General features: G+C 67.7%; 30 protein-coding genes. 11 read left to right on the top strand and 19 right to left on the bottom strand.

What is annotated here, in order from left to right; genetic code table 11:
- The first annotated feature begins 113 nt into the window (after positions 1–113).
- The gene (locus tag ACF8ML_RS00530) at positions 114–746 is read left to right on the top strand and encodes a response regulator transcription factor (RefSeq protein ID WP_012203736.1); all 633 of its coding nucleotides are present in this window, start codon (positions 114–116) and stop codon (positions 744–746) included.
- Between the two features lie 89 nt (positions 747–835).
- On the opposite strand, the gene ACF8ML_RS00525 is transcribed toward ACF8ML_RS00530, so the two are convergent.
- The 4 genes from ACF8ML_RS00525 to gpmA form a co-directional block, all read right to left on the bottom strand.
- Positions 836–1,234 carry a response regulator gene (locus ACF8ML_RS00525; protein ID WP_013803928.1) on the bottom strand — a complete coding sequence of 133 codons (399 nt, stop codon included), beginning with the start codon at positions 1,232–1,234 and terminating at the stop codon, positions 836–838.
- A 119-nt stretch (positions 1,235–1,353) separates the two neighbouring features.
- Complete coding sequence (locus ACF8ML_RS00520; protein WP_017404230.1) at positions 1,354–2,106, bottom strand: HesA/MoeB/ThiF family protein; 753 nt, start codon at positions 2,104–2,106, stop codon at positions 1,354–1,356.
- A 71-nt stretch (positions 2,107–2,177) separates the two neighbouring features.
- Positions 2,178–3,614: a S41 family peptidase gene (locus tag ACF8ML_RS00515; protein WP_016449067.1), complete on the bottom strand. Its 1,437-nt coding sequence runs from the start codon at positions 3,612–3,614 to the stop codon at positions 2,178–2,180.
- Between the two features lie 121 nt (positions 3,615–3,735).
- Positions 3,736–4,479, bottom strand: a complete 744-nt coding sequence (gpmA, locus tag ACF8ML_RS00510; RefSeq protein WP_034366077.1) for a 2,3-diphosphoglycerate-dependent phosphoglycerate mutase — start codon at positions 4,477–4,479, stop codon at positions 3,736–3,738.
- Positions 4,480–4,577: 98 nt separating this feature from the next.
- Here gpmA and ACF8ML_RS00505 point away from each other — a divergent pair, with 98 nt between their 5' ends.
- The 4 genes from ACF8ML_RS00505 (at position 4,578) to ACF8ML_RS00490 (ending at position 7,047) form a co-directional block, all read left to right on the top strand.
- Positions 4,578–4,985 carry a rhodanese-like domain-containing protein gene (locus ACF8ML_RS00505; RefSeq protein ID WP_016449065.1) on the top strand — a complete coding sequence of 136 codons (408 nt, stop codon included), beginning with the start codon at positions 4,578–4,580 and terminating at the stop codon, positions 4,983–4,985.
- An 88-nt stretch (positions 4,986–5,073) separates the two neighbouring features.
- Entirely contained in the window at positions 5,074–5,331 is a 258-nt protein-coding gene (gene grxC / locus ACF8ML_RS00500; protein WP_016449064.1) for a glutaredoxin 3, read from the top strand.
- A gap of 129 nt (positions 5,332–5,460) precedes the next feature.
- Positions 5,461–5,916, top strand: coding sequence for a protein-export chaperone SecB (gene secB / locus ACF8ML_RS00495; protein WP_013803924.1), 456 nt, complete (start codon positions 5,461–5,463; stop codon positions 5,914–5,916).
- A 120-nt stretch (positions 5,917–6,036) separates the two neighbouring features.
- Positions 6,037–7,047, top strand: coding sequence for an NAD(P)H-dependent glycerol-3-phosphate dehydrogenase (locus ACF8ML_RS00490; RefSeq protein WP_016454153.1), 1,011 nt, complete (start codon positions 6,037–6,039; stop codon positions 7,045–7,047).
- A gap of 190 nt (positions 7,048–7,237) precedes the next feature.
- Here the strand turns inward: ACF8ML_RS00490 and lysA are convergent, their stop codons facing one another.
- The gene (gene lysA, locus ACF8ML_RS00485; protein ID WP_046239501.1) at positions 7,238–8,491 is read right to left on the bottom strand and encodes a diaminopimelate decarboxylase; all 1,254 of its coding nucleotides are present in this window, start codon (positions 8,489–8,491) and stop codon (positions 7,238–7,240) included.
- A gap of 102 nt (positions 8,492–8,593) precedes the next feature.
- Between lysA and ACF8ML_RS00480 the strand changes: the two genes are divergently transcribed.
- Positions 8,594–9,523: a LysR family transcriptional regulator gene (locus tag ACF8ML_RS00480; protein WP_392405853.1), complete on the top strand. Its 930-nt coding sequence runs from the start codon at positions 8,594–8,596 to the stop codon at positions 9,521–9,523.
- 16 nt (positions 9,524–9,539) lie between these two features.
- Here the strand turns inward: ACF8ML_RS00480 and ACF8ML_RS00475 are convergent, their stop codons facing one another.
- From ACF8ML_RS00475 to ACF8ML_RS00455, 5 genes are all read right to left on the bottom strand, one after another.
- Positions 9,540–9,752, bottom strand: coding sequence for a DUF3079 domain-containing protein (locus tag ACF8ML_RS00475; RefSeq protein WP_017404237.1), 213 nt, complete (start codon positions 9,750–9,752; stop codon positions 9,540–9,542).
- Positions 9,753–9,797: 45 nt separating this feature from the next.
- The gene (gene panC / locus ACF8ML_RS00470) at positions 9,798–10,649 is read right to left on the bottom strand and encodes a pantoate--beta-alanine ligase (protein ID WP_016449059.1); all 852 of its coding nucleotides are present in this window, start codon (positions 10,647–10,649) and stop codon (positions 9,798–9,800) included.
- A 74-nt stretch (positions 10,650–10,723) separates the two neighbouring features.
- On the bottom strand, positions 10,724–11,605 hold the full coding sequence (gene panB, locus ACF8ML_RS00465) for a 3-methyl-2-oxobutanoate hydroxymethyltransferase (RefSeq protein WP_392405850.1): 882 nt from the start codon (positions 11,603–11,605) through the stop codon (positions 10,724–10,726).
- Positions 11,606–11,692: 87 nt separating this feature from the next.
- The gene (locus tag ACF8ML_RS00460) at positions 11,693–13,255 is read right to left on the bottom strand and encodes a hypothetical protein (RefSeq protein WP_392405848.1); all 1,563 of its coding nucleotides are present in this window, start codon (positions 13,253–13,255) and stop codon (positions 11,693–11,695) included.
- Between the two features lie 3 nt (positions 13,256–13,258).
- On the bottom strand, positions 13,259–14,488 hold the full coding sequence (locus ACF8ML_RS00455; RefSeq protein ID WP_392405847.1) for an ATP-binding cassette domain-containing protein: 1,230 nt from the start codon (positions 14,486–14,488) through the stop codon (positions 13,259–13,261).
- Between the two features lie 165 nt (positions 14,489–14,653).
- On the opposite strand from ACF8ML_RS00455, the gene ACF8ML_RS00450 reads away from it, so the two are divergent.
- The 5 genes from ACF8ML_RS00450 (at position 14,654) to ACF8ML_RS00430 (ending at position 19,032) form a co-directional block, all read left to right on the top strand.
- Positions 14,654–15,379 carry a Crp/Fnr family transcriptional regulator gene (locus ACF8ML_RS00450; RefSeq protein ID WP_047326023.1) on the top strand — a complete coding sequence of 242 codons (726 nt, stop codon included), beginning with the start codon at positions 14,654–14,656 and terminating at the stop codon, positions 15,377–15,379.
- A 221-nt stretch (positions 15,380–15,600) separates the two neighbouring features.
- Positions 15,601–15,912 carry a DUF4148 domain-containing protein gene (locus ACF8ML_RS00445; protein WP_016449055.1) on the top strand — a complete coding sequence of 104 codons (312 nt, stop codon included), beginning with the start codon at positions 15,601–15,603 and terminating at the stop codon, positions 15,910–15,912.
- Between the two features lie 190 nt (positions 15,913–16,102).
- Positions 16,103–17,260 carry an aminodeoxychorismate synthase component I gene (gene pabB, locus ACF8ML_RS00440; RefSeq protein ID WP_343740732.1) on the top strand — a complete coding sequence of 386 codons (1,158 nt, stop codon included), beginning with the start codon at positions 16,103–16,105 and terminating at the stop codon, positions 17,258–17,260.
- Between the two features lie 14 nt (positions 17,261–17,274).
- Positions 17,275–17,922 carry an aminotransferase class IV gene (locus ACF8ML_RS00435; protein WP_209672169.1) on the top strand — a complete coding sequence of 216 codons (648 nt, stop codon included), beginning with the start codon at positions 17,275–17,277 and terminating at the stop codon, positions 17,920–17,922.
- 126 nt (positions 17,923–18,048) lie between these two features.
- Complete coding sequence (locus ACF8ML_RS00430; protein WP_392405844.1) at positions 18,049–19,032, top strand: Bug family tripartite tricarboxylate transporter substrate binding protein; 984 nt, start codon at positions 18,049–18,051, stop codon at positions 19,030–19,032.
- A 48-nt stretch (positions 19,033–19,080) separates the two neighbouring features.
- Here the strand turns inward: ACF8ML_RS00430 and ACF8ML_RS00425 are convergent, their stop codons facing one another.
- The 9 genes from ACF8ML_RS00425 to ACF8ML_RS00385 all read right to left on the bottom strand — a co-directional run bounded on the left by ACF8ML_RS00425 (position 19,081) and on the right by ACF8ML_RS00385 (position 25,858).
- Positions 19,081–19,719, bottom strand: coding sequence for a tRNA-uridine aminocarboxypropyltransferase (locus tag ACF8ML_RS00425; protein ID WP_043824588.1), 639 nt, complete (start codon positions 19,717–19,719; stop codon positions 19,081–19,083).
- Positions 19,720–19,734: 15 nt separating this feature from the next.
- Positions 19,735–20,094: a 5-carboxymethyl-2-hydroxymuconate Delta-isomerase gene (locus ACF8ML_RS00420; protein ID WP_012203756.1), complete on the bottom strand. Its 360-nt coding sequence runs from the start codon at positions 20,092–20,094 to the stop codon at positions 19,735–19,737.
- A gap of 31 nt (positions 20,095–20,125) precedes the next feature.
- Positions 20,126–21,343, bottom strand: coding sequence for an 8-amino-7-oxononanoate synthase (bioF, locus tag ACF8ML_RS00415; protein WP_017404246.1), 1,218 nt, complete (start codon positions 21,341–21,343; stop codon positions 20,126–20,128).
- Entirely contained in the window at positions 21,340–22,041 is a 702-nt protein-coding gene (gene bioD, locus ACF8ML_RS00410) for a dethiobiotin synthase (RefSeq protein ID WP_046984872.1), read from the bottom strand. Before bioD ends, bioF begins: the two co-directional genes overlap by 4 nt.
- The gene (bioA, locus tag ACF8ML_RS00405) at positions 22,038–23,360 is read right to left on the bottom strand and encodes an adenosylmethionine--8-amino-7-oxononanoate transaminase (protein ID WP_392405841.1); all 1,323 of its coding nucleotides are present in this window, start codon (positions 23,358–23,360) and stop codon (positions 22,038–22,040) included. The genes bioD and bioA overlap by 4 nt, the downstream gene beginning before the upstream one ends.
- A gap of 27 nt (positions 23,361–23,387) precedes the next feature.
- Positions 23,388–23,768: an aspartate 1-decarboxylase gene (gene panD / locus ACF8ML_RS00400; protein WP_016449047.1), complete on the bottom strand. Its 381-nt coding sequence runs from the start codon at positions 23,766–23,768 to the stop codon at positions 23,388–23,390.
- A 151-nt stretch (positions 23,769–23,919) separates the two neighbouring features.
- Positions 23,920–24,285 carry a 6-carboxytetrahydropterin synthase gene (locus tag ACF8ML_RS00395; protein ID WP_016449046.1) on the bottom strand — a complete coding sequence of 122 codons (366 nt, stop codon included), beginning with the start codon at positions 24,283–24,285 and terminating at the stop codon, positions 23,920–23,922.
- Between the two features lie 8 nt (positions 24,286–24,293).
- Positions 24,294–24,932: a 7-carboxy-7-deazaguanine synthase gene (gene queE, locus ACF8ML_RS00390; RefSeq protein WP_392405839.1), complete on the bottom strand. Its 639-nt coding sequence runs from the start codon at positions 24,930–24,932 to the stop codon at positions 24,294–24,296.
- Between the two features lie 59 nt (positions 24,933–24,991).
- Positions 24,992–25,858 carry a segregation and condensation protein A gene (locus tag ACF8ML_RS00385; RefSeq protein ID WP_392405837.1) on the bottom strand — a complete coding sequence of 289 codons (867 nt, stop codon included), beginning with the start codon at positions 25,856–25,858 and terminating at the stop codon, positions 24,992–24,994.

Raw genomic sequence — 25,858 nt, 5'->3', positions numbered from 1 at the left:
GATATTCTGCATAATTCGTGTTATCGGCAGCCGGAGCAGTTCCTGCCCCGGCCGTTACCATATATTGTTTGCACGACCGGCGTTCCTGCTGGTCCCCCGAAAAAGAGGTATTCATGATCAGAATCGGCATTGTGGACGACCATGCAATTGTGCGCTCGGGTCTGCGTCAGTTTCTCTCGGAACATGTGGACCTGCGTGTAGTCGGTGAGGCCGCCAATGGCCGTGAGGCCATCGACCTGGTCCGAGCCCACGAGATCGACGTGCTGCTGATGGACCTGTCCATGCCCGGGCAAAGCGGCATCGATGCGCTGGCCATGCTGCGGGCCAAGGCCCCGGACATGGGCATCCTGATCCTGAGCGGATATCCCGAGGAGCACTACGCGATCAACCTGATCCGCCAGGGCGCCAGCGGCTACCTGAACAAGGAATGCGATCCCCAGGAGATTGCCGAGGCCATCCGCACCGTGGCCCTGGGCCGCCGCTATCTGACGCCGGCCGTGGCCGACCTGCTGGCCCAGCAGCTCAACCGCAAGGATGACGCACCAGCGCATGAACAGCTGTCCGAGCGTGAGTTCCAGGTCTTCCTCAAACTCGCGCGCGGCGAAACGGCAGGTGATATTGCGAAATCGCTCTCGCTGAGCGTGAAGACGGTCAGTACCTATCGCACGCGGCTTATGGAGAAAATGGGATTGTCATCCAACAGCGATCTCACGTATTACGCGCTGAAAAACCGGCTGATCGACTGATTCCCAGTCAATAGAAAATACGGGCTGCACGATTATCAAGTCGTGCAGCCTTTTTCTTTGATGGAGAGTAAAAATGCCGTGTTTTGGGTTCAGGCTGTTTTGAGTTGATTGAGCGATGCGGCGTCGATATTCATGCAATAGTCCATGAGTGCATCGATCTCATTGGACTTGTCGAAGACCGCATCCACGCCGAGCTGGGCGCAGCGGCTGCGGATGTCAGGGGTGGCGTAGTTGCTGAGCACCACGATTTTCTGGTGCGGCTGGCGCTCGCGGCAGGCGGTGAGCACACCCAGGCCGCTGCCCTGGCGCAGGAACAGATCGACGATGGCCAGATCCCATGCGTCGGGGTTCTGCTGAAGCCAGTCCGTCCCCGCGCTTTCCGTCTCGGCGATGCCCACGGCCTCGACATCGGCGAGTTCCTCGAGCGTGGCGATCAGGTTCTCGCGGATCGTTGGGTTGTCTTCAACAAGATAGGTGCGCAATTTCACGGCTGTATCCAATAGGGACGCGGATGGCAATCGGAGTCCGGCGGAACCCGGCCTTCATTGTCCTGCGCGACAGCGGGCGATTGTGCCAGTGGGGGATCGGCCTGGAAGTCAGCCGATTCCTACGCCTTGTTGCCGCAAACGGGACAGTCCGGCACACGGGTGGTTTGCATGCTACTCCAATCGAGGCTGCGGCTGTCGAACATGGTCAGGCGGTTTGTTGCAGGCGTGCCAAAACCCGCGATCAGCTTGAGGGCTTCGGCCGCCTGCAGCGTGCCCATGACGCCGACCACGGGGGCGAAGACGCCCATGGTCGAGCACTGCACTTCCTCGAACTGCGCCTCCGGCGGGAACACGCAGGCATAGCAGGCGCAGTTCTCGTCGCGTGGGTCCATCACCATGAGCTGGCCATCCAGGCGGATGGCCGCCCCCGCCACCAGGGGCACCTTGTGCCGCACGCAGGCCGCGTTGATCATGTGGCGCGTGCGGTAGTTGTCCGTGCAGTCCAGCACCACCGTGGCTTGGGGCACGAGCTCGTCCAGCAGGGCATCGTCTGCGCGCTGCTGGCGGCAATCAATGCGGATGCCGGGGTTGATGGCATGCACGGCCGTGCGTATGGATTGCACCTTGGGCTGGCCCACGCGATCGGTGGTGTGGGCAATCTGGCGCTGCAGGTTGGTCATGTCCACGGCATCGTCGTCCACCAGGGTGATGCGGCCGATGCCGGCCGAGCCCAGGTACAGCGAGGCAGGCGCGCCCAGGCCGCCTGCGCCGATGATGAGCACATGCGCTGCCAGGATGCGCTCCTGGCCTTCGATGCCGATCTCGTCCAGCAGGATGTGGCGCGAGTAGCGCAGCAGTTGATCGTCGTTCATTCGCGTCTCCAGACGTGAAAAAGCCGGGCGCGGGCCCGGCTTGGTGGGAGCGCGGACCCGGTCCGCGCTCTTCAGTTTTCCTTCTTTTCGGGCTCGCGCTCGGTCAGGGTCTTGCTGACCATGACGGGCTGGCCCTTGAGGCGGTTGAGCGCCTGCTGCAGCTGGAAGTCCTTTTCGGTGCCGAACTCGGGCAGGCGGCGCTCGGCCAGGGGTTTCTTGGCCTCTTCCTCCAGGCGCTTGCGGGCTTCCTCGCGAGCCTTCTCGCGCACTTCGTCCTTGACTTCGGCGCCCTGTCCGCTGGACAGGTGCTTTTCCAGGTCGGCCTCGCGCATGCGCAGGGCAGCGAACAGATCGCCTTCAGGGGTCTCGTCCACCATCACGTCAGGAACGATGCCCTTGGCCTGGATGGATTTGCCGCTGGGCGTGTAGTAGCGGGCCGTGGTCAGCTTCAGGCCCGTGTCGGGACCCAGCGGGCGAACGGTCTGCACCGAGCCCTTGCCGAAGGTCTGGCTGCCCATGATGACCGCACGCTTGTGGTCCTGCAGGGCGCCGGCCACGATTTCGCTGGCCGAGGCCGAGCCTTCGTTGACCAGAACCACCAGCGGCAGCTTCTTGAGCGAGGCGGGCAGGCGCTGCAGCGGGTCTCCCATGCCGCGGCGGGCATAGAAGCTGGGCGAGGCCTTGTAGGTTTCCTTGCTCTCGGCCAGCTGGCCGTTGGTGGACACCACGGTCACATCGGGCGGCAGGAAGGCTGCCGAGATGGCGACGGCCGCGTCCAGCAGGCCTCCCGGGTCGTTGCGCAGGTCCAGAACCAGGCCCTTCATGTTGGGTTCCTGCTTGTACAGCTCTTCGACCTTGCGCACGAAGTCGTCCACCGTGCGTTCCTGGAACTGGCTCAGACGGATCCAGCCGTAGCCGGGCTCGATGACCTTGCCCTTGACGGATTGCGTCTTGATTTCCTCGCGCGTGATGGTCACGGGGAAGCTGCGGCTTTCATCCTTGCGCAGGATGGTCAGCTGCACCTTGGTGTTGGGCTCGCCGCGCATGCGCTTGACGGCGTCGTTGAGCGACAGGCCCTTGACGGCCGTGTCGTCGATCTTGGTGATCAGGTCGCCGGTCTTCAGGCCCGCGCGGAAGGCGGGGGAGCCTTCGATGGGCGAGACGACCTTGATCAGGCCGTCTTCCTGCGTGATCTCGATGCCCACGCCGACGAAGCGGCCCGAGGTGCCCTCGCGGAATTCCTTGTAGGACTTCTTGTCGAAGTACTGCGAATGCGGATCGAGGCTGGACACCATGCCGGAGATGGCATCGGTGATCAGCTTCTTGTCATCGACCGACTCGACATAGTCGGTCTTGATCAGGCCGAAGACGGCGGACAGCTGCTGGATTTCCTCCAGCGGCAGCGGGGTCATGGCACCGCGGGCCACGGTCTGCAAGGAAACCGTGGTCAGTGCTCCGGCGATTACGCCTACGGAAACCCAGCCGGCAATTTTGATTTTCTGGCCCATATCACCCCTTTAACCGCGTCAATATACACCCGCTTGGAAAGGCAAGCGCCCGCGTGGTTCCCTAAAAACGGCGCAGCAAGCGCAATTTCCGTAGCAGGCGCTCACCTCAGGCGGGTCAGGCTCAAGCCTTGCCCTGTGCGGCCACGGCGGCTGCCGCCTTGGCGGCAGCCTCGGCATCGCCCAGGTAGTAGTGGCGAATGGGCTTGAGATTGGCATCCAGCTCGTAGACCAGCGGAATGCCGTTGGGCACGTTGACGCCGACGATGGCGTCATCCGAGATGCCGTCCAGGTACTTGATCAGCGCGCGGATGGAGTTGCCATGCGCGGCAACCACGACGCGCTTGCCGGACAGGATGGCGGGCGCGATGGACTCGTTCCAGAACGGCAGCACGCGCGCGACCGTGTCCTTCAGGCATTCGGTCAGCGGCACCTGGCTGGGGTCCAGCTGGGCGTAGCGCACGTCGCTGCGCTCGCTGCGCGGGTCCTGGGGCTCCAGGGCCGGCGGGGGCGTGTCGTAGCTGCGGCGCCAGACCAGCACCTGGGCGTCGCCGTACTGCTTGGCCATGTCGGCCTTGTTCAGTCCCTGCAGGCCGCCGTAGTGGCGCTCGTTCAGGCGCCAGCTGTGCTGCACGGGCAGCCAGGTGCGGTCCATTTCGTCCAGCGTGTGCCACAGCGTGCGCGTGGCGCGCTTGAGCACGCTGGTGAAGGCCAGGTCGAAGTCATAGCCTTCGGCCTTGAGCAGGCGGCCGGCGTTCTTGGCCTGTTCGACGCCGGTGGCGGTCAGGTCCACATCGGTCCAGCCGGTGAAGCGGTTTTCGAGGTTCCAGGTGGATTCACCGTGGCGGATCAGCACGAGCTTGTACATGGCGGCTTTCTAAGTCTCTCGATGCGACAAAGCTGGGCTGTCGCGGGGGCAAAAGCCAGCATTCTAGAATTGACAGGTTTGCCAACCCAAGGAATGACGTGAAATTCATCATCGATAACTGGTATTTGATCCTGATCGCGCTGGCTTCCGGCGTGATGCTGCTGCTGCCCCTGGTGCGCGGCGCAGGCGGCGGCTCGCTGACGGCGGCGCAGGCCGTGCAACTGATCAACCGCCAAAAGGCCGTGGTCATCGATGTCTCCGAGCCCGAGGAGTACGCGGCCGCCCATGCCAATGGCGCCAAGAATGTGCCGCTGGGCCAGTTCGAGGAAAAGCTGCCTGCCACCGTGAAGAACAAGGCCCTGCCGCTGGTGCTGATCTGCACCAAGGGCAACCGCGCCTCGCGTGCCGAAGGCATTGCGAAGAAGCTGGGCTACGAAAAGGCCCAGGCCCTGGCCGGTGGCCTGAAGGCCTGGCGCGATGCCGGCATGCCGGTTGAAAAGGCCTGAAGCGCCTCCAGTTGATCACGATGGAAGCCGCTGCGCCGCGTCCCCGGCGCCTGCAGCCGGCAAGCCGCCCACTCGAAGAAAGTCGCATATGCAAGCCGTGAAGATGTACACCACCGCTGTCTGCCCCTATTGCATCCGGGCCAAGCAGATCCTCAAGTCCAAGGGCGTGGAGCAGATCGAAGAGATCCGCATCGATACCGACCCTGCCGCGCGTGACGTGATGATGCAGAGCACGGGCCGCCGTACGGTGCCCCAGATCTTCATCGGCGACCACCATGTGGGCGGCTGCGACGACCTGATGGCGCTGGACGCCGACGGTGGCCTGGTGCCCATGCTGCAAAGCTGAAACACGGGCACTGCATAATGCAGGCCCAGGTGCCCGCTGCGCAACCTATTGGCAGCGGGCATTTTGTTGGTGATTTTTTTGATGCCCTGGCCGCCGTGCCAGGGTTTTTTGCCCAGAAAGACTGATTCCATGGCCGAACAGGACACTCCCGTCTTCCAGATCCAGCGCGTCTACCTCAAGGACCTGTCGCTGGAGCAGCCCAATTCGCCCGCCATCCTGCTGGAGCAGGAGCAGCCCAGCGTGGACATCCAGCTCGGCGTCGAGGCGACTCCCGTGGCCGAAGGCATCTACGAAGTGGCCGTGACGGCCACCGTGCAGACCAAGATCCAGGACAAGACCGTGTTCCTGGTCGAGGCCAAGCAGGCCGGCATCTTCGAGATCCGCAACGTGCCCGAAGACCAGATGGGTGGCGTGATCGGCATTGCCTGCCCCCAGATCATCTATCCCTACCTGCGCGGCAACGTGGCCGACGTGGTCACACGCGCCGGCTTCCCGCCCGTGCACCTGGCCGAAATCAACTTCCAGGCCATGTACGAGCAGCAGCAGGCAGCCGCCCAGGCGGACGGCAACTCGCTGCCGCAGTAAGCCGGTCCCATCCCGGCCGATGAGACTTGCGCCCAGGCGCGTCGCATCGCTGTGGTACAAGAAAAGAGGCCCGAGGGCCTCTTTTTTTCATCAACGTCGCTTCTTCAACGTCGGGCAGATATGAACATTGTGGTGATTGGTGCAGGCGCCTGGGGCACGGCGCTGGCAATGAGCGCGGCCTCGCGCGATGACGGACGTGTCGTGACGCTGTGGGCGCGAGACGCTGCCCAGGCGCAGGCCATGCGGGACAGCGGCGAGAACGCGCGCTACCTGCCGGGCGTGGCGCTGCCTGCCGCGCTGCAGGTGGTGCATGGCGAGATCGACGGCCATCTGGCTGCGGCAGACCTGATCGTGATCGGCACGCCCATGGCGGCCTTGCGCGAATGGCTGGGCCGCCTGCGCAATGTGCGGGCGCCCGTGGTGTGGCTGTGCAAGGGCTTCGAGGCCGTGCCCGCAGGCGCGTCGGCCGCCGCCCATGGACTGATGGCGCACGAGGTCTGCGCCGAGGTGGCGCCCGATCTGCTGTGCGGCGTGCTCAGCGGCCCCAGCTTTGCGGCCGAGGTGGCGCGCCACCAGCCCACGGCCCTGGTGGCGGCCAGCCGGCATGCCGAGGTCAATGACGCCCTGGTCGCGGCCTTCCATGGCGATGCCATGCGCGTCTACGCCAACGCCGACATCGTGGGCGTGGAAGTGGGCGGCGCCGTGAAGAACGTGCTGGCCATTGCCACCGGCCTGTGCGACGGCCTGCAGCTGGGCCTGAACGCCCGCGCCGCGCTGATCACGCGCGGCCTGGCCGAGATGACGCGACTGGGCCTGGCCCTGGGCGCGCGGGTGGAGACCTTCATGGGCCTGTCCGGCCTGGGCGATCTGGTGCTGACGGCCACGGGCGACCTGTCGCGCAATCGCAAGGTGGGCCTGCTGCTGGCCCAGGGCCGCACGCTGGAGCAGGCCGTGGCCTCGCTGGGCCATGTGGCCGAGGGCGTGTACAGCGCACGCACCGTGCTGGCGCGCGCGCGGCTGTTGAATGTGGAGATGCCGATCACCGAAACCGTGGTCGAGCTGCTGGACGGCCGGCTGCAGGCGGCCGAGGCCGTGCAGCACCTGATGGCGCGCGATCCACGCGGCGAGTGATTCTTCGGTGTCCATGAAAAATGGCCCACACGCTCCCCTTGCTGCGCAAGGTCCACTGCCCCCCGAGGGGGCCGCTTTTCATCTTGGGGCGGCCCGGCGATGAAAAAGCCCCGGAGCTGGAAGGCCCCGGGGCTTTTTTGCGTCAGAAATCCTGGCGCCTGGCGCGCTACATGCCCAGTTACAGGCCCAGTTACAGGCCCAGCTCCAGGCCCAGCAGTTCCTCCACCGTCTGGCGGCGGCGGATGAGGCGCGCGCTGTCGCCGTCGACCAGCACCTCGGCGGCCAGCGGGCGCGTGTTGTAGTTGCTGGACATGGAGCTGCCATAGGCGCCCGTGTCATGGATGACCAGCAGGTCGCCGACCGCTGCGCCTGCCAGCGCGCGCGGCAGCACCACGCCGCCGTCGCCCTGGGTGAAAACGTCGCCCGATTCGCACAGCGGGCCGGCGACCACGGCATCGCGCAGGGGCATGGCCTGGCCGTCGCGGCGCAGCACTTCCATGCCGTGCCAGCTGCCGTACATGGAGGGGCGCATCAGTTCGTTGAAGCCCGTATCGACCAGCACGAAATGGTTGCTGCCCGCGTTCTTGGTGGCGCGCACCTGGCCCAGCAGCACGCCCGATTCGGCCACCAGGAAGCGGCCCGGCTCGATCTCCAGGCCCAGCGCGTGGCCCACGATGGCCTCGGCGTCCTTGCGTGCCGCATCCCACAGGCCGTGGTAGTGGGCGGTGTCGATGGTGGCGTCGCCATCGCGGTAGGGAATGGACAGGCCGCCGCCGGCCGAGATGGCCTGCAGGTCATGGCCTGCCTGGCGGGTGGCGCGCACCAGCTCGACCATGGCGCCGCAGACCTGCTGCAGGTGGCCGTAGTCCACGCCCGAGCCGATGTGCATGTGCAGGCCGGCCAGCTTCAGGCCGCCGTCGCGGATGGCCTGCAGCGCCGCCAGCAGGTCGCTGTGCCAGATGCCGTGCTTGCTGTGCTCGCCGCCCGTGTTGGTCTTGTTGCTGTGGCCGTGGCCGAAGCCGGGGTTGATGCGCAGCCACACGGGATGGCCGGGCGAGGCCTGGGCCAGCTGGTGCAGCATGTCGATGGAGCCGGCGTTCACGGGCACCTTGTGCTCGGCCACGCAGGCCAGCGTGGCCTCGTCCATCACGTCGGCGGTGAACACGATGTCGCTGTGCAGGTCGTCGCCATGGCCGGCCGCGTAGCCGGCGGCCAGCGCGCGCAGGATTTCGCCGCGCGAGACGGCGTCCACCTTCACGCCCTGCTCGCGCATCAGCCGCAGGATGTGGATGTTGGAGCAGGCCTTCTGCGCAAAGCGGATGGTGTCGAAGGCCTTGAGCTGGGCGATGCGCGCGCGGATGGTGGCGGCGTCATAGACCCACAGCGGCGTGCCGTGCTGGTCGGCCAGGGCCCAGAGCTGGGCGGGCGAGAAGGGATTGGACATGGTGTCTCTTTCAGGGGAACTGCCGCGCATCATGGCGGATGGGAGTCATTCAGTCCAATGCTTGTTCTTATGGTGTCTATTTGATTTGGATATGCTCTGCCCATGCAAGACCCCGCGCTGCCGCACACGTCCCCCGAGCCCCGCATCTCCCATCGCCACCTGGATGTGTTTCGCGCGCTCATGCTCAGCGGCAGCGCCACGGCGGCGGCGCAGATGCTGTACAGCTCCCAGCCCACTGTCAGCCGCGAACTGGCGCGCCTGGAAAGCCTGCTGGGCTATGCGCTGTTCGAGCGCGCTCAGGGCCGGCTGCGGCCCACGGCACGCGCCCTGTCGCTGTGGGCCGAGGTGCAGCGCAGCTGGCAGGGGCTGGACCGGGTGGTGGAGCATGCGCTGGCCCTGGGGCGTCCGCACCAGGCGCGCATCAACGTGCTGTGCCTGCCCGCGCTCAGCCATGCGCTGCTGCCCGCAGCGCTGGCGCGGCTGCATGCGGAGCATGGCCCCGTGGCCGTCAGCGTGGCCACGCAGGAGGCGCCGCTGCTGCAGGAGTGGATGGCCGCCCAGCGCTACGACCTGGGCCTGGCCGAACTGGCCGAGGCGCCGCCCGGCACGCGTGCTCTGGCTTTGCCCGCCATGGACGAGGTGGCCGTGCTGCCGGCAGGGCATGCGCTGGCGGCCCGCCCGGTGCTGGAGGCGGGCGACTTTGCGGGGGAGGGCTTCATCAGCCTGGCGCGAGACGACCCCTATCGCCAGCAGATCGATGCCGTGTTCGAGCAGGCCGGCGTGCAGCGCCAGCTGCACCTGGAAACCCACAGCGCCGTGGCGGTCTGCGCCATGGTCCAGCATGGCCTGGGCGTGGCCATCGTCAATCCGCTGACGGCGCGAGTCTGCGCCGGGCCGCAGCTGGTGGTGCGGCCGCTGGCGTTTTCCATTCCCTTCCAGGTCCATGCGCTGCTGCCGCTGCACCGGCCGGCCGTGGCCGAGGTGCAGTGGCTGGTGGACGCGCTCGCCGCCGAGGTGGCCGCGGTCGCTTGAAGTGGGGTGGGCGACTTCAGCGCGCCGCGTCCTTCAGGCTGGCTGCGTTGTCTGCCGCCGGCTCGGGCGGCAGGCCCCACTCCATCCAGTCGTCGCCAAAGACCTCCACCGGGTGCTGTGTGCGGTCCGATCCGTTGCCGCAGGCCAGCTCGTCGCGGGCGCAGTAGCGGTCGCAACCCCAGCAGGTGCGCTCGGGATGGGCGGGGTGGATGGGGAATTTCCTGGCCATGGCATCCAGCTTGGACCGCCGTGGCCGCAGGCGCCTTGCGCTGGATCAGAACTCCAGGTTGTCGATCAGGCGCGTCTTGCCCAGGCGCGCGGCGCCCAGGGCCACCAGGGGTGCACCGGCCAGTTGCGCGCCCTCGGCCGGCGGCTGCAGGTCACGGCGCAGGCGCACGGTCAGGTAATCGGGCTCCCAGCCCTGTGCGGCCAGGGACTGCATGGCCCATGCCTCCAGTTCGGCCAGCGGAGCCTGGCCTGCACGCGTGGCGTCGGCCAGTTGCTTGAGTGCCTGCGACAGCGCCATGGCCTGCTGGCGTTCATCGGGGCTCAGGTAGCCGTTGCGCGAACTCAGCGCCAGGCCGTCGTCGGCGCGCGCCGTGTCGCCGGCCACGATGTTCACGGGCAGGGCGAACTGCTCGACCATGCGGCGGATCACCAGCAGCTGCTGGTAGTCCTTCTTGCCGAACACGGCCGTGCCGCCGCCGCTGGCGAAGAACACGGCCGAGAACAGCTTCATCACCACGGTGCACACGCCCGTGAAGAAGCCGGGGCGGAAATGGCCTTCGAGGATGTCGGCCAGCTGCGCGTCGGGCTGGATCTTGAAGGTCTGCGGCTCGGGGTAGAGATCGGCTTCGCGCGGGGCGAACAGCAGGTCGCAGCCTTCGCTCTCCAGCTTGGCGCAGTCCTGCGCCCAGGTGCGCGGATAGCTGTCGAAATCCTCGTGCGGCAGGAACTGCAGGCGGTTCACGAAGATGCTGGCCACGACGATGTCGCCGTGCTGGCGCGCGGCGCGCACCAGGGACAGGTGGCCATCGTGCAGGTTGCCCATGGTGGGCACGAAGGCAGGGCGGCCCTTGCTGGCCAGGATGGCGCGCAGGTCGGCGATGGAGTGGACGATTTGCATGGGAAAGCGGGGAAGCGGGAAAGCGGGGGAACGGGAAGCGGGAAGCGGAAAAACGGACCGTGCAACCTGCCGGACTACCAAGCGTGCTTGCTGTCGTCGGGGAAGCTGCCGTTCTTCACGGCATGCACATAGGCCTCGAAGGCGCCCTTGACGCTGCCCGCATCGGCCATGAAGTTGTGCACGAAGCGGGCCATCTTGCCCAGGTTCACGCCCAGCATGTCGTGCAGCACCAGGACCTGGCCGGCCGTGCCGCTGCCCGCGCCGATGCCGATGGTGTGGCAGTGCGGCAGCTCGGCCGTGAGTTCGCGCGACAGCTGTGCCGGCACCATCTCCAGCACCAGCATGGAGGCGCCTGCATCCTGCAGTTCCAGCGCATGGCGGCGCAGCGTGGCCGCGCCCTCGTCGCTCTTGCCCTGGACGCGGTAGCCGCCCAGCGCATGCACGGTCTGCGGCGTCAGGCCCAGGTGGGCGCAGACGGGCACGCCGCGCTCGACCAGGAACTGCACGGTGGGCGCGGTCCAGCCGCCGCCTTCGAGCTTGACCATATGGGCGCCGGCCTGCATCAGCTCGCAGGCGCTGCGCATGGCCTGCTCGCGGCTTTCGGCGTAGCTGCCGTAGGGCATGTCGGCGATCAGCCAGGCCGTGCCCTGCACGCGGTGCAGGCCGCGCGCCACGCTGGCCGTGTGGTAGCACATGTCCCGCAGCGACACGCCCACGGTGCTGTGCAGGCCCTGGCAGACCATGCCCAGCGAGTCGCCGACCAGGATGCACTCCACGCCGGCCGCATCGGCCACGGCCGCGAAGGTGGCGTCGTAGGCGGTGACCATGGTGATCTTCTCGCCGGCCTCGCGCATCTGCGCCAGGCGCGGAAGGCTCACGGGGCGGCGCTGGGGCAGCGGCGAGGCGGGAGGGATGGTGCCGTAGGGCGTGCCGGCGGTGACGGGGGCTTGGGTCATGGGGCGCTCGGAGGGGGATGGAATTGCCGCGAGTCTATGCGATGCGCGCGGGGGGCACCTGTCCCTGAGCTGTCCTTTGCTTTTCCGTCACCTTTCGGGCAGGCCACGCCATCGGCGCCACAGCGGAGACAGCAGAGCCACGAGCATGGCCGTGCTGGCTGCCACGGCAGGCGCGCCCATCAGCAGGTCCAGCCAGTGCTGGGTATCCGTCCAAGGGCCTGCGCTGCCGGTAGGGCGTGGCAACAGCAGTCTGGACCACTCAGACCAGGCGGCGGCGAGCCATATCAGGGCCAGCGACATGCCCAGGGCCAGCAGCACCGCGCCGGCCCAGGGGCGCTTGAGCACACGGATGCGCAGCCAGGCGACCGATATCAGCGCGGCGGGAAACAGCCCCAGCACATAGAGGCTGGTGATTCCCAGCATCCCGGCCAGCACGCTGCCAAGCAAGGTCAGGACCAGGCATGCGCCCCAGGCCACCAGCTGCATGGCGGGCATCAGGCGCACCAGCACCAGGGCCAAGGCGAGGAAGAAGCCAGCGCTGACTGCCGCCAGCAACTGGGACATCCTTGGCCATTCGTCGTCGCGGGACCTGTCAGCGCGCCGCAGATGGCTTTCCTGGTAGGCCGGCAGGGCCAGGCCGTAGCGCGCGTGCTTCCATTGCACATGCTGCGGCGGGCTCCACCGGCTGTCGAACCTCTCCAGCAGCATGAGCCACTCACGGTTGCTCTGGGCCAGATAGGTACCGAAGCATTTGCGCGGATCCGGCTCCAGATCCAAAGGCCTGCTGCGACCCAGGGGGGGGTTGCAGTTGGAGTTCTGCGCTCTGGATACCTTCTCGCCAGTCTCTGGTTGCGGGTTCGCTGCCAGGTAGGCGCGCCATTCCTCGGCCAGGGGGGATTGCAGCGCGCTGCGGTAGCTGGCCAGCAGGTGCTCCGCCTGGTCCTGGGCGGAGCTGGCAGACTGGCGCACATAGCCTCTGGCCTGCAATGGCTGGCCGTAGCGCTCCAGCGTCTGGGCAATCGCGCCCTGGTCTCCGCGCATCAACCAGACCAGGGCCTGGATGCCCGGGTACTTCGCCGGATCGACCTCTTCCTCGCGCAGCACACGTATCCATTCCACGAGCATGGCCGCCTGGCGTGGCGCGACAAGCGCCTCCAGGGCTGCGACTTGCTCGACAGTCTGGGTCTGTGCACTGACATCCGTGTCCGACCATTGGCGCTGAATCCGCATTTCATAGATGGGCGAAAAGGCGATCGCAGGCGCGAACAATAGCGATAGGAACAAGGCTCCCCACAGGTACTCCCACCACAGGCCCCAGCGGCCCACGGGGGCGTGTTCGCGCCAGCGGTTGTGGATGCGCACGCGCAGCAACCACCACAGCGCCAGGCCGATCGCCACGATCCAGGCCACGACGGAGCCGATGTCCAGTGCCAATTGCTCGGGCGTTTGCTGTGCCGTGGACGCAACGCCGGGCAGGGAGCCCATCCAGCGCGCGGGTTCGGCCATCCACTGCATCCAGATGCCCAGCACCAGCACGCACCACAGCAGCGCCAGCGGCAGATACCAGTGCAGCCGCAACTGCCACAGCAGGGGGCAGCGCATCAGCACCCATTGGTCCCAGCGGTTCGTCATATCGGAAAAACGTGGCATGGCTCAGTCCCTCACGAACAGGCGGCGGGTGGATGCGGTGATGTCGCGGAAATAGCGCACGGGCATCTGTGCCTGCACGGCCTGCGCCAGGAACTGCGCTGCCGTGAAGGGCACGTGAAAACTCACGATGTGGGTCTGGCCGCTGAGCTGGTGCGTATGGGATGGCAGCCGGTCCAGCCAGGGTTTCAGTTGCGCCATGGCCCAGCCGGTCTCGAACTCGATGGCGCAGCCTTGCATGGCGGCAAAGCTCTGCTGAACGCTGCGCGGCTGGCCTTGCTCCAGGAACAGCACCTGGTCGGCCACCTTTTCCACCTCGTACAGCTGCTGTGAACTCAGCACCAGGGCCATGGGTTGCCAGGGCGAGCGCGCCAGCGACTGCAGATCGGTCAGCAGGGTCTGCTGGGCGTTGATGTCCAGATTGGCCAGGGGCTCGTCCAGCAGCAGCACGCGCGGCCGGCACAGCAGGGCGCGCGCCAGCTCGAAGCGCATCTTGTAGCCCGAGGACAGCTGTTTCCACTGGTGGCCCCGGAAGGCGCGCAGCCCCAGCTGCGCGATGACCAGCTGTACCAGGCAGATGTTGCGTGGGCCCACGGCGCCATGGCTGCGCGCGGCGAATTGCAGATGGTCCATCAGGCGCCCGCCCCAGACGGCCGGGCGCTGGGGGATATAGGCGAGCTGGGTGCGCAGCAGGTAGGCATCGGCGGCAGGAACGCCCCAGTCCAGCTGCCCCGCGTCGGGCGCCAGATCGGCGGCCAGCAGGCGCAGCAACGTGGTCTTGCCGTTGCCGTTCTCGCCCACCAGTCCCAGGATGGTGCCGGGCTCCACGGCCACATCCACCGGCCCCAGCGCAAAGCCGCCGCGCCGGTAGCGCTTGACCAGTTGCCGTCCCAGTATGCAGTGCGCACGGTATGCACGGTGCGCGCTGGAAGGTGCGGAATCGGCCTGCAGCGCCTGGCCCGGGGCATGGGCGGCATGCAGGGCGTCGAAGGCCTGCTGCACCAGCGCGCGGCGGGGCTCTGCGCCGGAATCGGCAGCGAGGCCATCCCAGGCGTCCAGCGCAGTCAGCAGGCTCTGCTGCACGGCGGTTTCGGCCGGCAGGGCGGCGTCTATGAGTGCACGCCACGCGCCATGCCATTGCTGGCTGGCGATCGCCTGTTCCACGGATTGCGCCCAGGCCGCCACGGTGGCCTGCGGGCGCGCGGGTAGTCGTGCCGATTCGATGCTCGCTTCCATGAAGCCCTCCCTTTTTTCTGTGCTGCGCGGTGCGGCCATCCGGGGAGCCGGACAGTGCGATTCCCGGCGCGCGACGAGTCTATGCGATCCCGCTATGCTGTACTTCCCGCGACGGACGACAGGGCCCGCACAGGCCCTGCGGATGCGCTTCAACGGTGTTGCACCATGTCCGGTTCCTTACAGACATCTCCGCTTCTTCCCGCCGTGGCCTGGCAGGGCCTGCGCCAGGTCCATGTGCTGCAAAGCCTGTCCGACGAGCGCCTGGCCGAACTGGCCGCGCAATGCCGCTGGCAGCATCTGGCGCTGCACCAGACGCTGGAGGGCGCATACACCGATCAGCGTCTCTACATGCTCGTGCAGGGCGGCTTGCGCGTCAGCAGCTATGCCCCCAACGGGCGCGGGCTCACGCTGGGCGAGATTGCACAGGGCGTGTTCTTCGGCGGTCTGCCGCAGCAGCAGGCGGGCTGCACGGCCATGCCCCTGGTGGTGGAGGCAGGCGTCCCCAGCCTGATTGCCTCGCTGGCCCATGAGGATGTGGAAGCCCTGCTCATGAACGAGCCCCAGGTCCTGCGCGCCTTCATCGGCCGGCTCAGCGACCTGGCCGTGGCGCTGGCGCGCCGCATGGTGGATCTGGGAACGCTGTCGGTGCGCAGCCGCCTGCATACCCAGTTGCTGGAACGTGCCGAGCGCGCGGGCATCGACCAGGGGCAGGCCCTGCTGGCGCCCGCACCCCGGCAGACCGATCTGGCGCTGCTGCTGGGCTCCAGCCGCGAGGAAGTGGCGCGCGAGATGTCGCGCCTGGTGCGCCTGGGCCTGCTGCGGCGCGAAGGCCGCAACCTGCGCATCTGCCATGTCGAAGGCCTGCGCGTGCTGCTCGAGGAAGCGCGCTGAGCCTTGTCTGCCGCGGCTGTTTCAAGCCGCGAAAAACACTGTTTCTAGAACGCGTGAATCGGCCTTCTGTCGAGGGGAGCACGGGTGAAAAGGCAGCGGGCCGCCCGGGCCGGATGCCAAAACACGTGAGAAAACGCACAGACGAAGAATGCTGCAGCGCCGCATAGTACGTCCATGCCGTGAGGAAATGAATGCCGAGCGGCCTTTTGAAAGGATCTGACATGCGTACCCTCTCCGCTGCACTGGCCGCCCTGACCCTGGGCCTCGCCGGCACTGCAATGGCCCAAGAAGCCGTTTCCCCCTCGTCCTCCGCCACCGCAGGCCTGAGCCGCGCCGAAGTGCTGGCCGACCTCGAGATGTGGCACCAGGCAGGCATGACCTACCTGCCCTCGCCCTCGGCTGACCGCGAAATCGGCTACAACTCGGCCGAATACCAGCGCGGCCTGGCCCGCTACCAGCAACTGCGCAGCGGCCCTGCCTACCGCGAGGCCGTGGCCCGTCTGGAAGGCCAGCACACCGTCACCCAGAAGTGATGTGAATGGATATGGGTCCGGCATGGTGCCGGGCCTGTTGGTGGAAAGCGTCCTTTCGGGATGCTTGGTTTGGCGCCCTTCGGGGCGCTTTTTTGTTTCCCTCGCTCTACACTGGGCGGCCCCGTGTCAGTGGCTGCTATCGATAGCGAAGCTGCTGATGCAAGTACAGCAATGCGTTGACGGCCGTTTTGTGAAGTTTCTGATCGATTTTCCCAACCCCCATGACGGCTCGGCCGCCCGGCTGCGCCATGGCTTCGGGCCGCCGCTGCGCAGCCTGGCAGCCCATGCGCCCGAGCAGGTGCGCGGTGTGCTTGACGCCGTGCAGCAGGCTGCCCAGGCCGGCCTGTGGTGCCTGGGCTGGGTGCGCTACGAGGCGGCGGCGGCGTTTGACGCGGCCTACGCCGGCGCCCTGCATGCCACGCCGCCAGGCGAGCCGCTGGCCTGGTTTGCCGTCTTCGACGGCCCCCGGCCCTGGCCTGAAGACGCGGACGCGGTCGAGATCGGCCCTCAGGTGCAATCTCAGGTGCAATGGCAGCCCGGCCTGGAGCGAGCCGATTTCGATGCCGCCATTGCGCGCATCCACGAGGCGATTGCGGCCGGTGACTGCTATCAGATCAATTACACGGCCCAGTTCATGGGCCGGCTGCTGGGCGACATCCCATCGCTGTTCGCCGCGCTGCGACGCGCCCAGCCCGGCGGCTACGTGGCCTGCATGGACAGCGGCGACGAGCAGGTGCTGTCCGTCTCGCCCGAGCTGTTCTTCGACTGGGATGGCGAGCGCATCCTCACGCGCCCCATGAAGGGCACGGCGCCGCGTGGCGCCACGCCTGCACAGGACGAGGCGAATGTCCAGGCCATGCGGTCCTCGCCCAAGGAGCGGGCCGAGAACGTGATGATCGTGGACCTGCTGCGCAATGATGTCTCGCGCATTGCCGAGCCTTTCAGCGTCCAGGTGCCGCGCCTGTTCCATGCCGAACCCCTGCCCACCGTGTGGCAGATGACGTCCGACGTGCAGGCGCGCACGCGGCCCGGCACCGGCCTGGCGGACGTGTTTGCGGCGCTGTTTCCCTGCGGCTCCATCACGGGCGCGCCCAAGCGCCAGGCCATGCGGCTCATCCACGAGCTGGAATCGGGTCCGCGCGGCGTCTACTGCGGCGCCGTGGGCGTGGTGCGGCCCGGCACCACTGCAGGGCGCGTGCACGCTACCTTCAATGTGCCCATACGCACGGTGGTGGCGCGTGGCACGGAACTGCGCTGCGGCATCGGCAGCGGCATCACCTCGGGCGCCGAGGCGCCTGCCGAATGGCAGGAATGGCGCCACAAGAGGGCTTTTCTGGACAAGGTGTGAAAGGGCGTGCAGCCATGGCGGATACGGACTTCGATTTCGACATTCTGGAAACCCTGGCCCTGCGGGATGGCGGTTTCATCCACCTGCAGCGCCATGTGACGCGCATGCAGGACGCGGCGCGGCATTTCGGCCGGCCCTGCACGGATGCCGTGCTGGAGCAGGCATTGCAGCAACTGCGCCAGGCGCACGCCAGCGGCCACTGGCGCGTGCGCCTGGCGCTGGATGCCACGGGGCGGATACAGACCCAGGCGGCGCCGCTGCCGCCTTCCGCCACGCCTGTTCGGCTGGCGCTGGCCGACCGGCCCATCGCCAATGCGGTGGCGCGTGGCGACTGGGTGCGTTTCAAGACCTCGCGCCGCGCGCACTACGACAGCCTGCAGCCCACCGATGCCTCGGTGTTCGACACCGTGCTCCACAACGAAGACGGCGAGATCACCGAGGGCACGCGCGGCAACATCGCCGTGCTGCTGGCGGGCCGCTGGGTGACTCCGCCGCTGTCCAGCGGCCTGCTGCCCGGCGTGGGCCGCGCGGTGGCGCTGGACGAGGGCCGCGTGGTGGAGCACCCGGTGCGGCTGGACGATCTGCCACGCGTGCAGGGCTGGGCCTTCGTCAACAGCCTGCGCGGCTGGCTGCCGGCGGTTCTGCGCCGAACTGCAGGCTAGGGCCACGGGTGGAACTCATGGTTTTCAGGGATGGATTCCACAAGGCAATGTCAGACAATCGGTGAATATTGTTGAGCAATATCATTTTGATTGTTGGCTGATACCTGCCTCTCCTGAGATCGATCCATGCATGAATTCCGTATTTCCCGCCGCGCGCTGATCAGCGCCGCGGCCGTCCTGGCGGCGGGCCCGCTGTGCGCCCAGACCACCTATCCCAACAAGCCCATTCGCGTCGTCGTCGGCTACGCGGCAGGCGGCTCGGTCGACCTGGTGGGGCGCGTGGTGGGTGACATCCTGGCCAAGCACCTCAATGCGACCGTCGTGGTCGACAACGTGCCCGGTGCCGCCGGCGTGGTGGCCGCGCAGCGCGTGGTCGGTGCCAAGGCCGACGGCTATACCCTGCTCGCAGGCTCCAGCAACGAATTGGCGGGCACGAAGTTCGTCAACGCCGCGCAGAAGTACGACCCGGCCACGGACCTGACCGGCATCGCGCTGACCGGCGTGCTGCCCAACCTGTGGGTGGCCGGCACCAAGATGCCGGCCAAGACCCTCGACGAGTTCATCGCCCTGGCCAAGGCCCATCCCGGCAAGTACAGCTACGGCAGCCCGGGCATCGGGTCCACGCCGCATTTCTCGGGCGAGCTGATCAAGAAGATGGCCGGGGTGGACATCGTCCATGTGCCCTACAAGGGCTCGGCCGCGATGACCAGCGACCTGGCGGGCGGCAACCTGGACTTCGCCATCGTCTCTCCCTCGGTGGCGGCTCCGTTCATCCAGAGCGGCAAGATCAAGGCCCTGGGCGTGACCACGGCCCATCGCATCGCCATGATGAAGGACGTGCCCGCACTGGGCGAGAACGCAGCGCTCAAGGACTACGCGCTGAGCGGTTGGTTCGGGCTGGCGGGACCCAAGGACCTGCCTGCCGAGGTGGTGGCCAGTCTGCAGAAGGCCTTGAAGGCGGGCCTGGCCGATCCGGCGATGCGCGCGCGCCTGGAAGGGGCGGGCATCATTGCCCCCACGGGCGACGAAAACTTGGCCCAGATCATCCGTACCGACATGGGCAAGTACGCCGAACTGGTCAAGTTCGCCAAGATCACGCCGGAAAACTGAAGCAGGGCCGGCCGCCATGAAAAACGCCTCGTTCCCCGAGGCGTTTTTTCATTCGGGCCTGTGCAGGGCATGCAGGGACAGCAGCCCCTCGAACGCATCGCGCAGCGGCTGCAGCGACGGGCCGGCAGGCGCCAGCCGTTGCAGCGCGCAGGCCGCTGCCTCCAGCGTGGACAGCTGGCCCGGCGCATGGGCCTTGCGCAGGGCGCCGTAGCGCGAGGCGGGCAGGTCGCCCTGCAGTGCCAGGCGCGGCAGGGCCTGCAGGCCGGGGTTGAGGTAGAGCATCTTGCGGCTCTTGCGCCAGGTGGCGTCCAGCACCACCAGGCGCAGGTCCTCAGGGCATGGCGCGGGCTGCGGCCAGGGCGCTTGCCTGGCCAGGCCCAGCTGGTCGCCGTGCGGCGTTTCCGGATAGAGCAGTACGGCCTGTCGCGGGGCGTCGCCCGCCTGCCAGGGCGCGTGCAGCAGTGCCTGCAACTGCGCTGGCTCGAAGGCCTCGCCCACCGCCAGGCGGCTGGCGGGCAGGCACAGGTGCAGCAGCCGGCCCGTGCCCTTGGCCTGCAGTTCTTCCTCGGGATGCTGGAGCACCAGCAGCTGCACCGCATGCGGCACCGGCTGCACCAGGGGGCACAGGCAGGTGCGCTCAGGGCGCAGGCATTGTGCGCAGCGTGCGCGGGTGCTCACGGCGGACAAGGCCTGGCGCCTGCCTTACAGGCGACCCTTGTAGTAGCTGGGCTTGTCCATGTCGGCGATTTCCACGCTGAGCTGGACCATCATGCCGGCCGGCTGGGGCGTGAGGCGGCGCAGCACCGCGGCAATGCCTTCGGACAGTTCCTTCTTGGCCGTGTCGGTACGGCCCGCCAGCAGGCGCAGCTGCACGTGGACGAAGCCGCGATTGGCCGGTGCCGAGCCGATCTCGAACTGGCTGACCGGCAGCAGGCGGGCCTTGACGTCGGCCTCGTCCAGGATGCTGGGGTGGCCGCAGACGAAGGCGTTGAGTTCGGTCAGCAGTTGCTGGCCGGGCAGACCGGCGAGGTTGTCGGTGTATTCGACGTAGAGATGGGGCATGGATGTCTCCGTTCCGGTGGTGAAGAGGGATTCAGGGCAGGGGTGGGGCCAGGCGCGAGACCTCGTCCAGCGCCGTCAGCAGCAGCTGCACGTCGATGCGCGTGTGGGAGGCCGACAGCGCGATGCGCAGCCGCGCCGTGCCTTCGGGCACGGTGGGCGGGCGGATGGCGGGCACCCACAGGCCGCGCTCGCGCAGGCCCTCCATCACGGCCAGGGCCGTGGCGTTGGAGCCTATGACCAGGGCCTGCACGGCGGTGCGCGAAGGCAGCAACTGCCAGCCCGTGCGCGCCAGCAGCGGCGTGAGGCCGGCGCGCAGCTCGGCAATGCGTTCGGCCAGGGACTCGCGGCGCTCGTCCTCGGCCTCGATCAGGGCCACGCTGGCCTGCAGCGCGCTGGCCAGCATGGGCGGCGCGGCCGTGGCGAAGATGTAGCTGCGCGTCTTTTGCAGCAGCCACTCGACCAGCATGTCGCTGCCCGCGACAAAGGCGCCGGCCACGCCAGCGGCCTTGCCCAGCGTGGCCATGTAGAGCACGCGCGGCGAGGCGTTTGCGCCCGTCAGTCCCGCCTCGGCCAGGCTGCCCCGGCCTTGTGGGCCGAGCACGCCGAAGCCATGCGCGTCGTCGAGCAGCAGCAGCGCGTCGTACTGCTCGCACAGCGCCAGCAGGCCGCGGATGTCGGCCACGTTGCCATCCATGCTGAACACGGCATCGCTGATGACCAGCTTGCGCCGGGCCGTGCTGGCGGCCAGTTGCGCGGCCAGGTCGCCCAGGTCGGCATGGGCATAGCGGTGGACCTGGGCGCGCGACAGGCGTGCGCCGTCGATCAGGCAGGCGTGGTTGAGCGCATCGGAGAACAGGGCATCGCCAGCACCCACCAGGGCCGGCACGATGCCGGCATTGGTGGCGTAGCCCGCATAGAAGTAGAGCGCGCGCGGCAGCTGCACGAAGTGCGCCAGCTGTTCCTCCAGCGCGGCGTTGGCCGTGCTGTGGCCGCTGACCAGGGGCGAGCCGCCCGAGCCCACGCCAAAGGCCTGGGCGCCCGCGCAGGCGGCGCGCACCAGGGTGGGGTGGCCGGCCAGGCCCAGGTAGTCGTTGCTGCAAAAGGCCAGCATGGGGTGGCCGTCCACCTCCATGTGGGCGCCGCTGGCGGCGCCCTGCAGCGGCGCCGTGGCGCGGCGGCGGCGGCGCAGGTGGGCCGCGTCGAGCTCGGCGATGCGCGCGGGGATGTCGTCCAGCCAGGAGCCGCTCATTGCCATTGCTCCGGCAGGGTGTAGGTGGTGGCGCGCGGGTCGGGGTGCTGCTGGAAGGGGATGTCGGCCAGCAGCGGCGCCTGCAGTTGCCGGTCCAGGTGCTGGCGCAGCCAGGCCATGTTTTCCTCGGGCACCAGCATGGCGGGGTCCACGCGGCTGGCAATCCAGCCGGCCAGGCGCAGTCCGCGCGCGCGGATGGCCTCGGCCGTGAGGGCGGCGTGGTTCAGGCAGCCCAGCCGCAGGCCCACGACCATGACCACGGGCAGGTCCAGCGCGCAGGCCAGGTCGGCGCCCGAGAGCTGGTCGGACAGCGGCACGAGAAAGCCGCCCGCGCCTTCCACCACCACGGCGTCGGCCTGTTCGGCCAGGCGCCGGTAGCTGTCCACGATGTGTGCGATCTCTATGGAGCGGCCCGCGCGCTGCGCGGCGATGTGCGGCGACATGGGATCGGGCAGCAGCACGGGGTTGTCGAGTTCGGGCGGCACGGCCAGGGTGGAGGCGGCGCGCAGCGCCAGCGTGTCCTCGTTGGCCCAGCCGCCCTGGCCGTCGGGCTCGGCGCCTGCGGCCACGGCCTTCATGCCCACCACGCGGGCATGGTGGCGGGCCAGCGCATGCAGCAGCCCGCAGGAGGCCAGGGTCTTGCCCACGCCCGTGTCGGTGCCGGTGACAAAGCAGCCAATGGTGCGGTGGGCGTTCACGAATGGTTCTCCTGGGCCAGGGTGTCTTCAAGGGCGGCCAGCGCGCTGGCGGCCAGGTGCTGCACGGCTTCTTCGTCCAGCAAATAGGGAGGCATGGCGTAGAGGGTGTTGCTGATAGGGCGCAGCAGCAGCCCGCGCTCCAGCGCGGCTGCGCTGTAGCGACGCGAGAAGTCGGGCAGCGAGGTCTGCACATCCCAGGCCCAGATCATTCCCTGGCGCCGTGCGTGGCGCACGCGGGCGTGCTGGTTCAAAGGGGTTAAGGCGCCGTCCAGCGTTTGCGCCAGCGCGAGGTTGGCGTTGATGGCATCGGTCTGCTCGAACAGCTCCAGCGTGGCCAGGGCCGCACGGCAGGCCAGCGGGTTGCCGGTGTACGAGTGCGAGTGCAGGAAGCCGCGCGCCACGGAATCGTCGTAGAAGGCGGCGTAGACGGCCTCGGTGGTCAGCACGGCCGACAGGGCCAGCGTGCCGCCCGTCAGGCCCTTGGACAGGCAGATGAAATCCGGCCGGATGCCGGCCTGCTGGTGGGCGAACATGCTGCCCGTGCGGCCGAAGCCCACGGCGATCTCGTCCACCACCAGGTGCACCTCGTAGCGGTCGCACAGGGCGCGCGCCAGGCGCAGGTATTCGGGGTCGTGCATGGCCATGCCGGCCGCGCACTGCACCAGCGGCTCGACGATGAGTGCGGCCGTGGTCTCGTGGTGCTGCTCCAGCCACTGGCGCAGGCCTTCGGCGGCGCGCCGTGCCACATCGACCGGGCTTTCGCCGCCTTGCGCGCCGCGTGCATCGGGGCTGGGCACGGTGTCGGCCAGGCGCACCAGGGGGGCATAGGCTTCGCGGAAGATGGGAATATCGGTCACGGCCAGCGCGCCCACGGTTTCGCCGTGGTAGCCGCCGGCCAGGCCGGCAAAGCGGCTCTTGGCGGGGCGGCCCAGGTTGCGCCAGTAGTGCGCGCTCATCTTGAGGGCGATCTCGGTGGCCGATGCGCCGTCGCTGCCGTAGAAGGCATGGCCCAGGCCGGTGAGCGTGGCCAGTCGTTCGGACAGCTCCACCACGGGCGCGTGCGTGAAGCCGGCCAGCATCACATGGTCCAGCCGGGCGAGCTGGTCGGTGAGCGCGGCCTGGATGTGCGGATGGCTGTGGCCGAAGAGGTTGACCCACCAGGAGCTGACGCCATCCAGGTAGCGGCGTCCTTCGGTGTCGTGGAGCCAGGGGCCCTGGGCACGCGCGATGGCGATGGGGGGCGCGGCCTCGTGCCGCTTCATCTGGGTGCAGGGGTGCCACACAGCCGCAAGGCTGCGGGCGGCAAGCGATTGAGTCATCGCGCGATTGTCACACCGCAGCGCAGCTCACAGCTGCTGCGTGGGCACGTGGTGGCGCAGCTCGACCTGGCGGTTGGCATCGTCCACGAAGACCAGCTGGGGCCGGTGCTCGGCCACGTCGGTCTCATGCACCTGGGCAAAGGACGCAATGATCAGCAGATCACCCACGGCAGCACGGCGCGCGGCCGAGCCGTTGACCGAGATCATGCCGCTGCCGCGCTGGCCCTTGATGGCATAGGTGACGAAGCGCTCGCCGTTGTCGATGTTCCAGATGTGCACCTGCTCGTTCTCGACGATGTTGGCGGCGTCCAGCAGGTCCTCGTCGATCGCGCAGGAGCCTTCATAGTGCAGCTCGCATTGCGTGGTCTTGACGCGGTGGATCTTGGATTTGAGCAGGGTGCGGAACATGTTTTGTCTCTCGAGGGGGCGCTTGGGCGCGATCTTGACGGTGGCGGGGACTGGCAAAAAAAGCCACCAAGTCTATCTGCGAACCGCCAAACCCATGATGGCCGTGGAGTTGCTCTTCGGGGGGCGGCTCTCTGGCAGGCCTGGCTTGAGGTCAGCCCAGATCCAGCACGCAGCCATCGCCGATGCTGTCGCGCCATACGCGGATGCGGCTGGGAGCGGGCTGCAGGTCGGCCAGGGAATCGGCAATGAACAGGCACAGGTTTTCCAGCGTGGGCTTGCCCAGGCCGGGGATTTCGTCGAGAAAGCGGTGGTCCAGCGCGTCGCCCAGGGTCTTCAGGCGCGAGCGCAGGTAGCCCAGGTCGATCACCATGCCGTTGTCCGGATTGCGCGGGCCGGTGACGCTGACTTCGGCATAGTAGGTGTGGCCGTGGATGCGGCGGCTGCTCTCGGTCTCGATGGCGCGCTCCAGCGTGTGGGCGGCATCGAAGAAAAAGCGCTGGTGTACGGTGAACTGCATGGCAAAAATCAGCGGATGCCGGTGAGCTTGTGGGTCTGCAGGCTCAGGCGCCAGGCCGGGCGCTGCAGGCATTGCGCTATGCAGGCGGCCGTGTTGTCGGCCTGCAGGACGTTGTCCATGGGCTGCAGGAAATAGCGGTCGAAACGGGTGCCGGCCTCGATGGCCTGCAGATCGAAGCCGGGCTGCGGCCAGACCAGCTTGAGCTCCTGGCCGCTGCGCTGCACCCATTCGGCGCCCGCCTTGGGGCTGATGCACAACCAGTCGATGCCCTCGGGCGCGGCCACGGTGCCGTTGCTTTCCACGGAAATGCGAAAGCCGCGCGCATGCAGGGCGGCGATCAGGGGCTCGTCCACCTGCAGCAGGGGCTCTCCCCCGGTCAGCACCACCATGCGGTGCTGGCTGTCTCCGGTCGGCCACTGTGACAGGATGCGTTCGGCCAGGGCGTCTGCCGTGGCGAACTTGCCGCCCAGCGTGCCGTCGGTGCCCACGAAGTCGGTGTCGCAGAACTGGCAGATGGCGCTGGCGCGGTCCTGCTCGCGGCCGGTCCAGAGGTTGCAGCCCGCAAAGCGGCAGAAGATGGCCGGCGTGCCGGCCTGGCCGCCCTCGCCCTGCAGGGTGTAGAAGATTTCTTTGACGCTGTAAGTCATGGTGCATGGAGGCCGGTGGAGCCGGCCTGTCGGTGTGCGCGTGCCTGTATCCGTGCCCGCTAGACGGGCGTATAGGCCAGGCGCACGTAAATGGGCGCAAAGGCTTCGGCCTGGGTGATCTCGATCAGCGTTTCCTTGGCCAGCTCCAGCAGGGCGATGAAGGTCACGACCAGCACGGTCGAGCCTTTCTCGGGCTGGAACAGGGTCTCGAACTCGACGAAGCGCCGGCCCTGCAGGGCCTTGAGCACCTGGCTCATGTACTCGCGCACCGAGAGTTCCTCACGCGTGATCTTGTGGCTTTGCACAAGCTTGGCACGCTTGAGAATGTCGCGCCAGGCCGATTGCAGCTCGGCCACGTCCACATCGGGGAAACGCGGCTGCAGGTTCTGCTCGATATGGACCTGGGCCCGGAGGAAGTCGCGCCCGTAGTGCGGCACCTGGCCCAGCTGTTGGGCGGCCAGCTTGATCTGCTCGTACTCAAGCAGCCGGCGCACCAGCTCGGCGCGCGGGTCCTCGGCCTCTTCGCCGCCTTCCTGCTTCTTGGGCGGCAGCAGCATGCGCGACTTGATCTCGATGAGCATGGCCGCCATCAGCAGGTACTCGGCCGCCAGTTCGAGATTGCGGCTGCGGATCTCGTCGACATAGCGCATGTACTGGCGCGTCACGTCCAGCATGGGAATGTCGAGGATGTTGAAGTTCTGCTTGCGGATCAGGTACAGCAACAGGTCCAGCGGCCCTTCGAAGGCTTCGAGGAAGACCTCCAGCGCATCGGGCGGGATGTACAGGTCCTGCGGCAGGGCGAACAGCGGCTCGCCGTACAGGCGCGCCAAAGCCACCTGGTCGATCACGACCGGGGTGCCGTCGCCAGGAGGGGGGGATGTGGCGGAGGCGCCCGCAGGCGCCAGCGCGGATTCAGCCTCGGCCAT

The sequence above is a fragment of the Delftia sp. WSY_10 genome, from assembly GCF_043104705.1.
GTDB lineage: Bacteria > Pseudomonadota > Gammaproteobacteria > Burkholderiales > Burkholderiaceae_C > Comamonas > Comamonas tsuruhatensis.
This window is presented reverse-complemented; position numbering and strand designations above follow the sequence as displayed.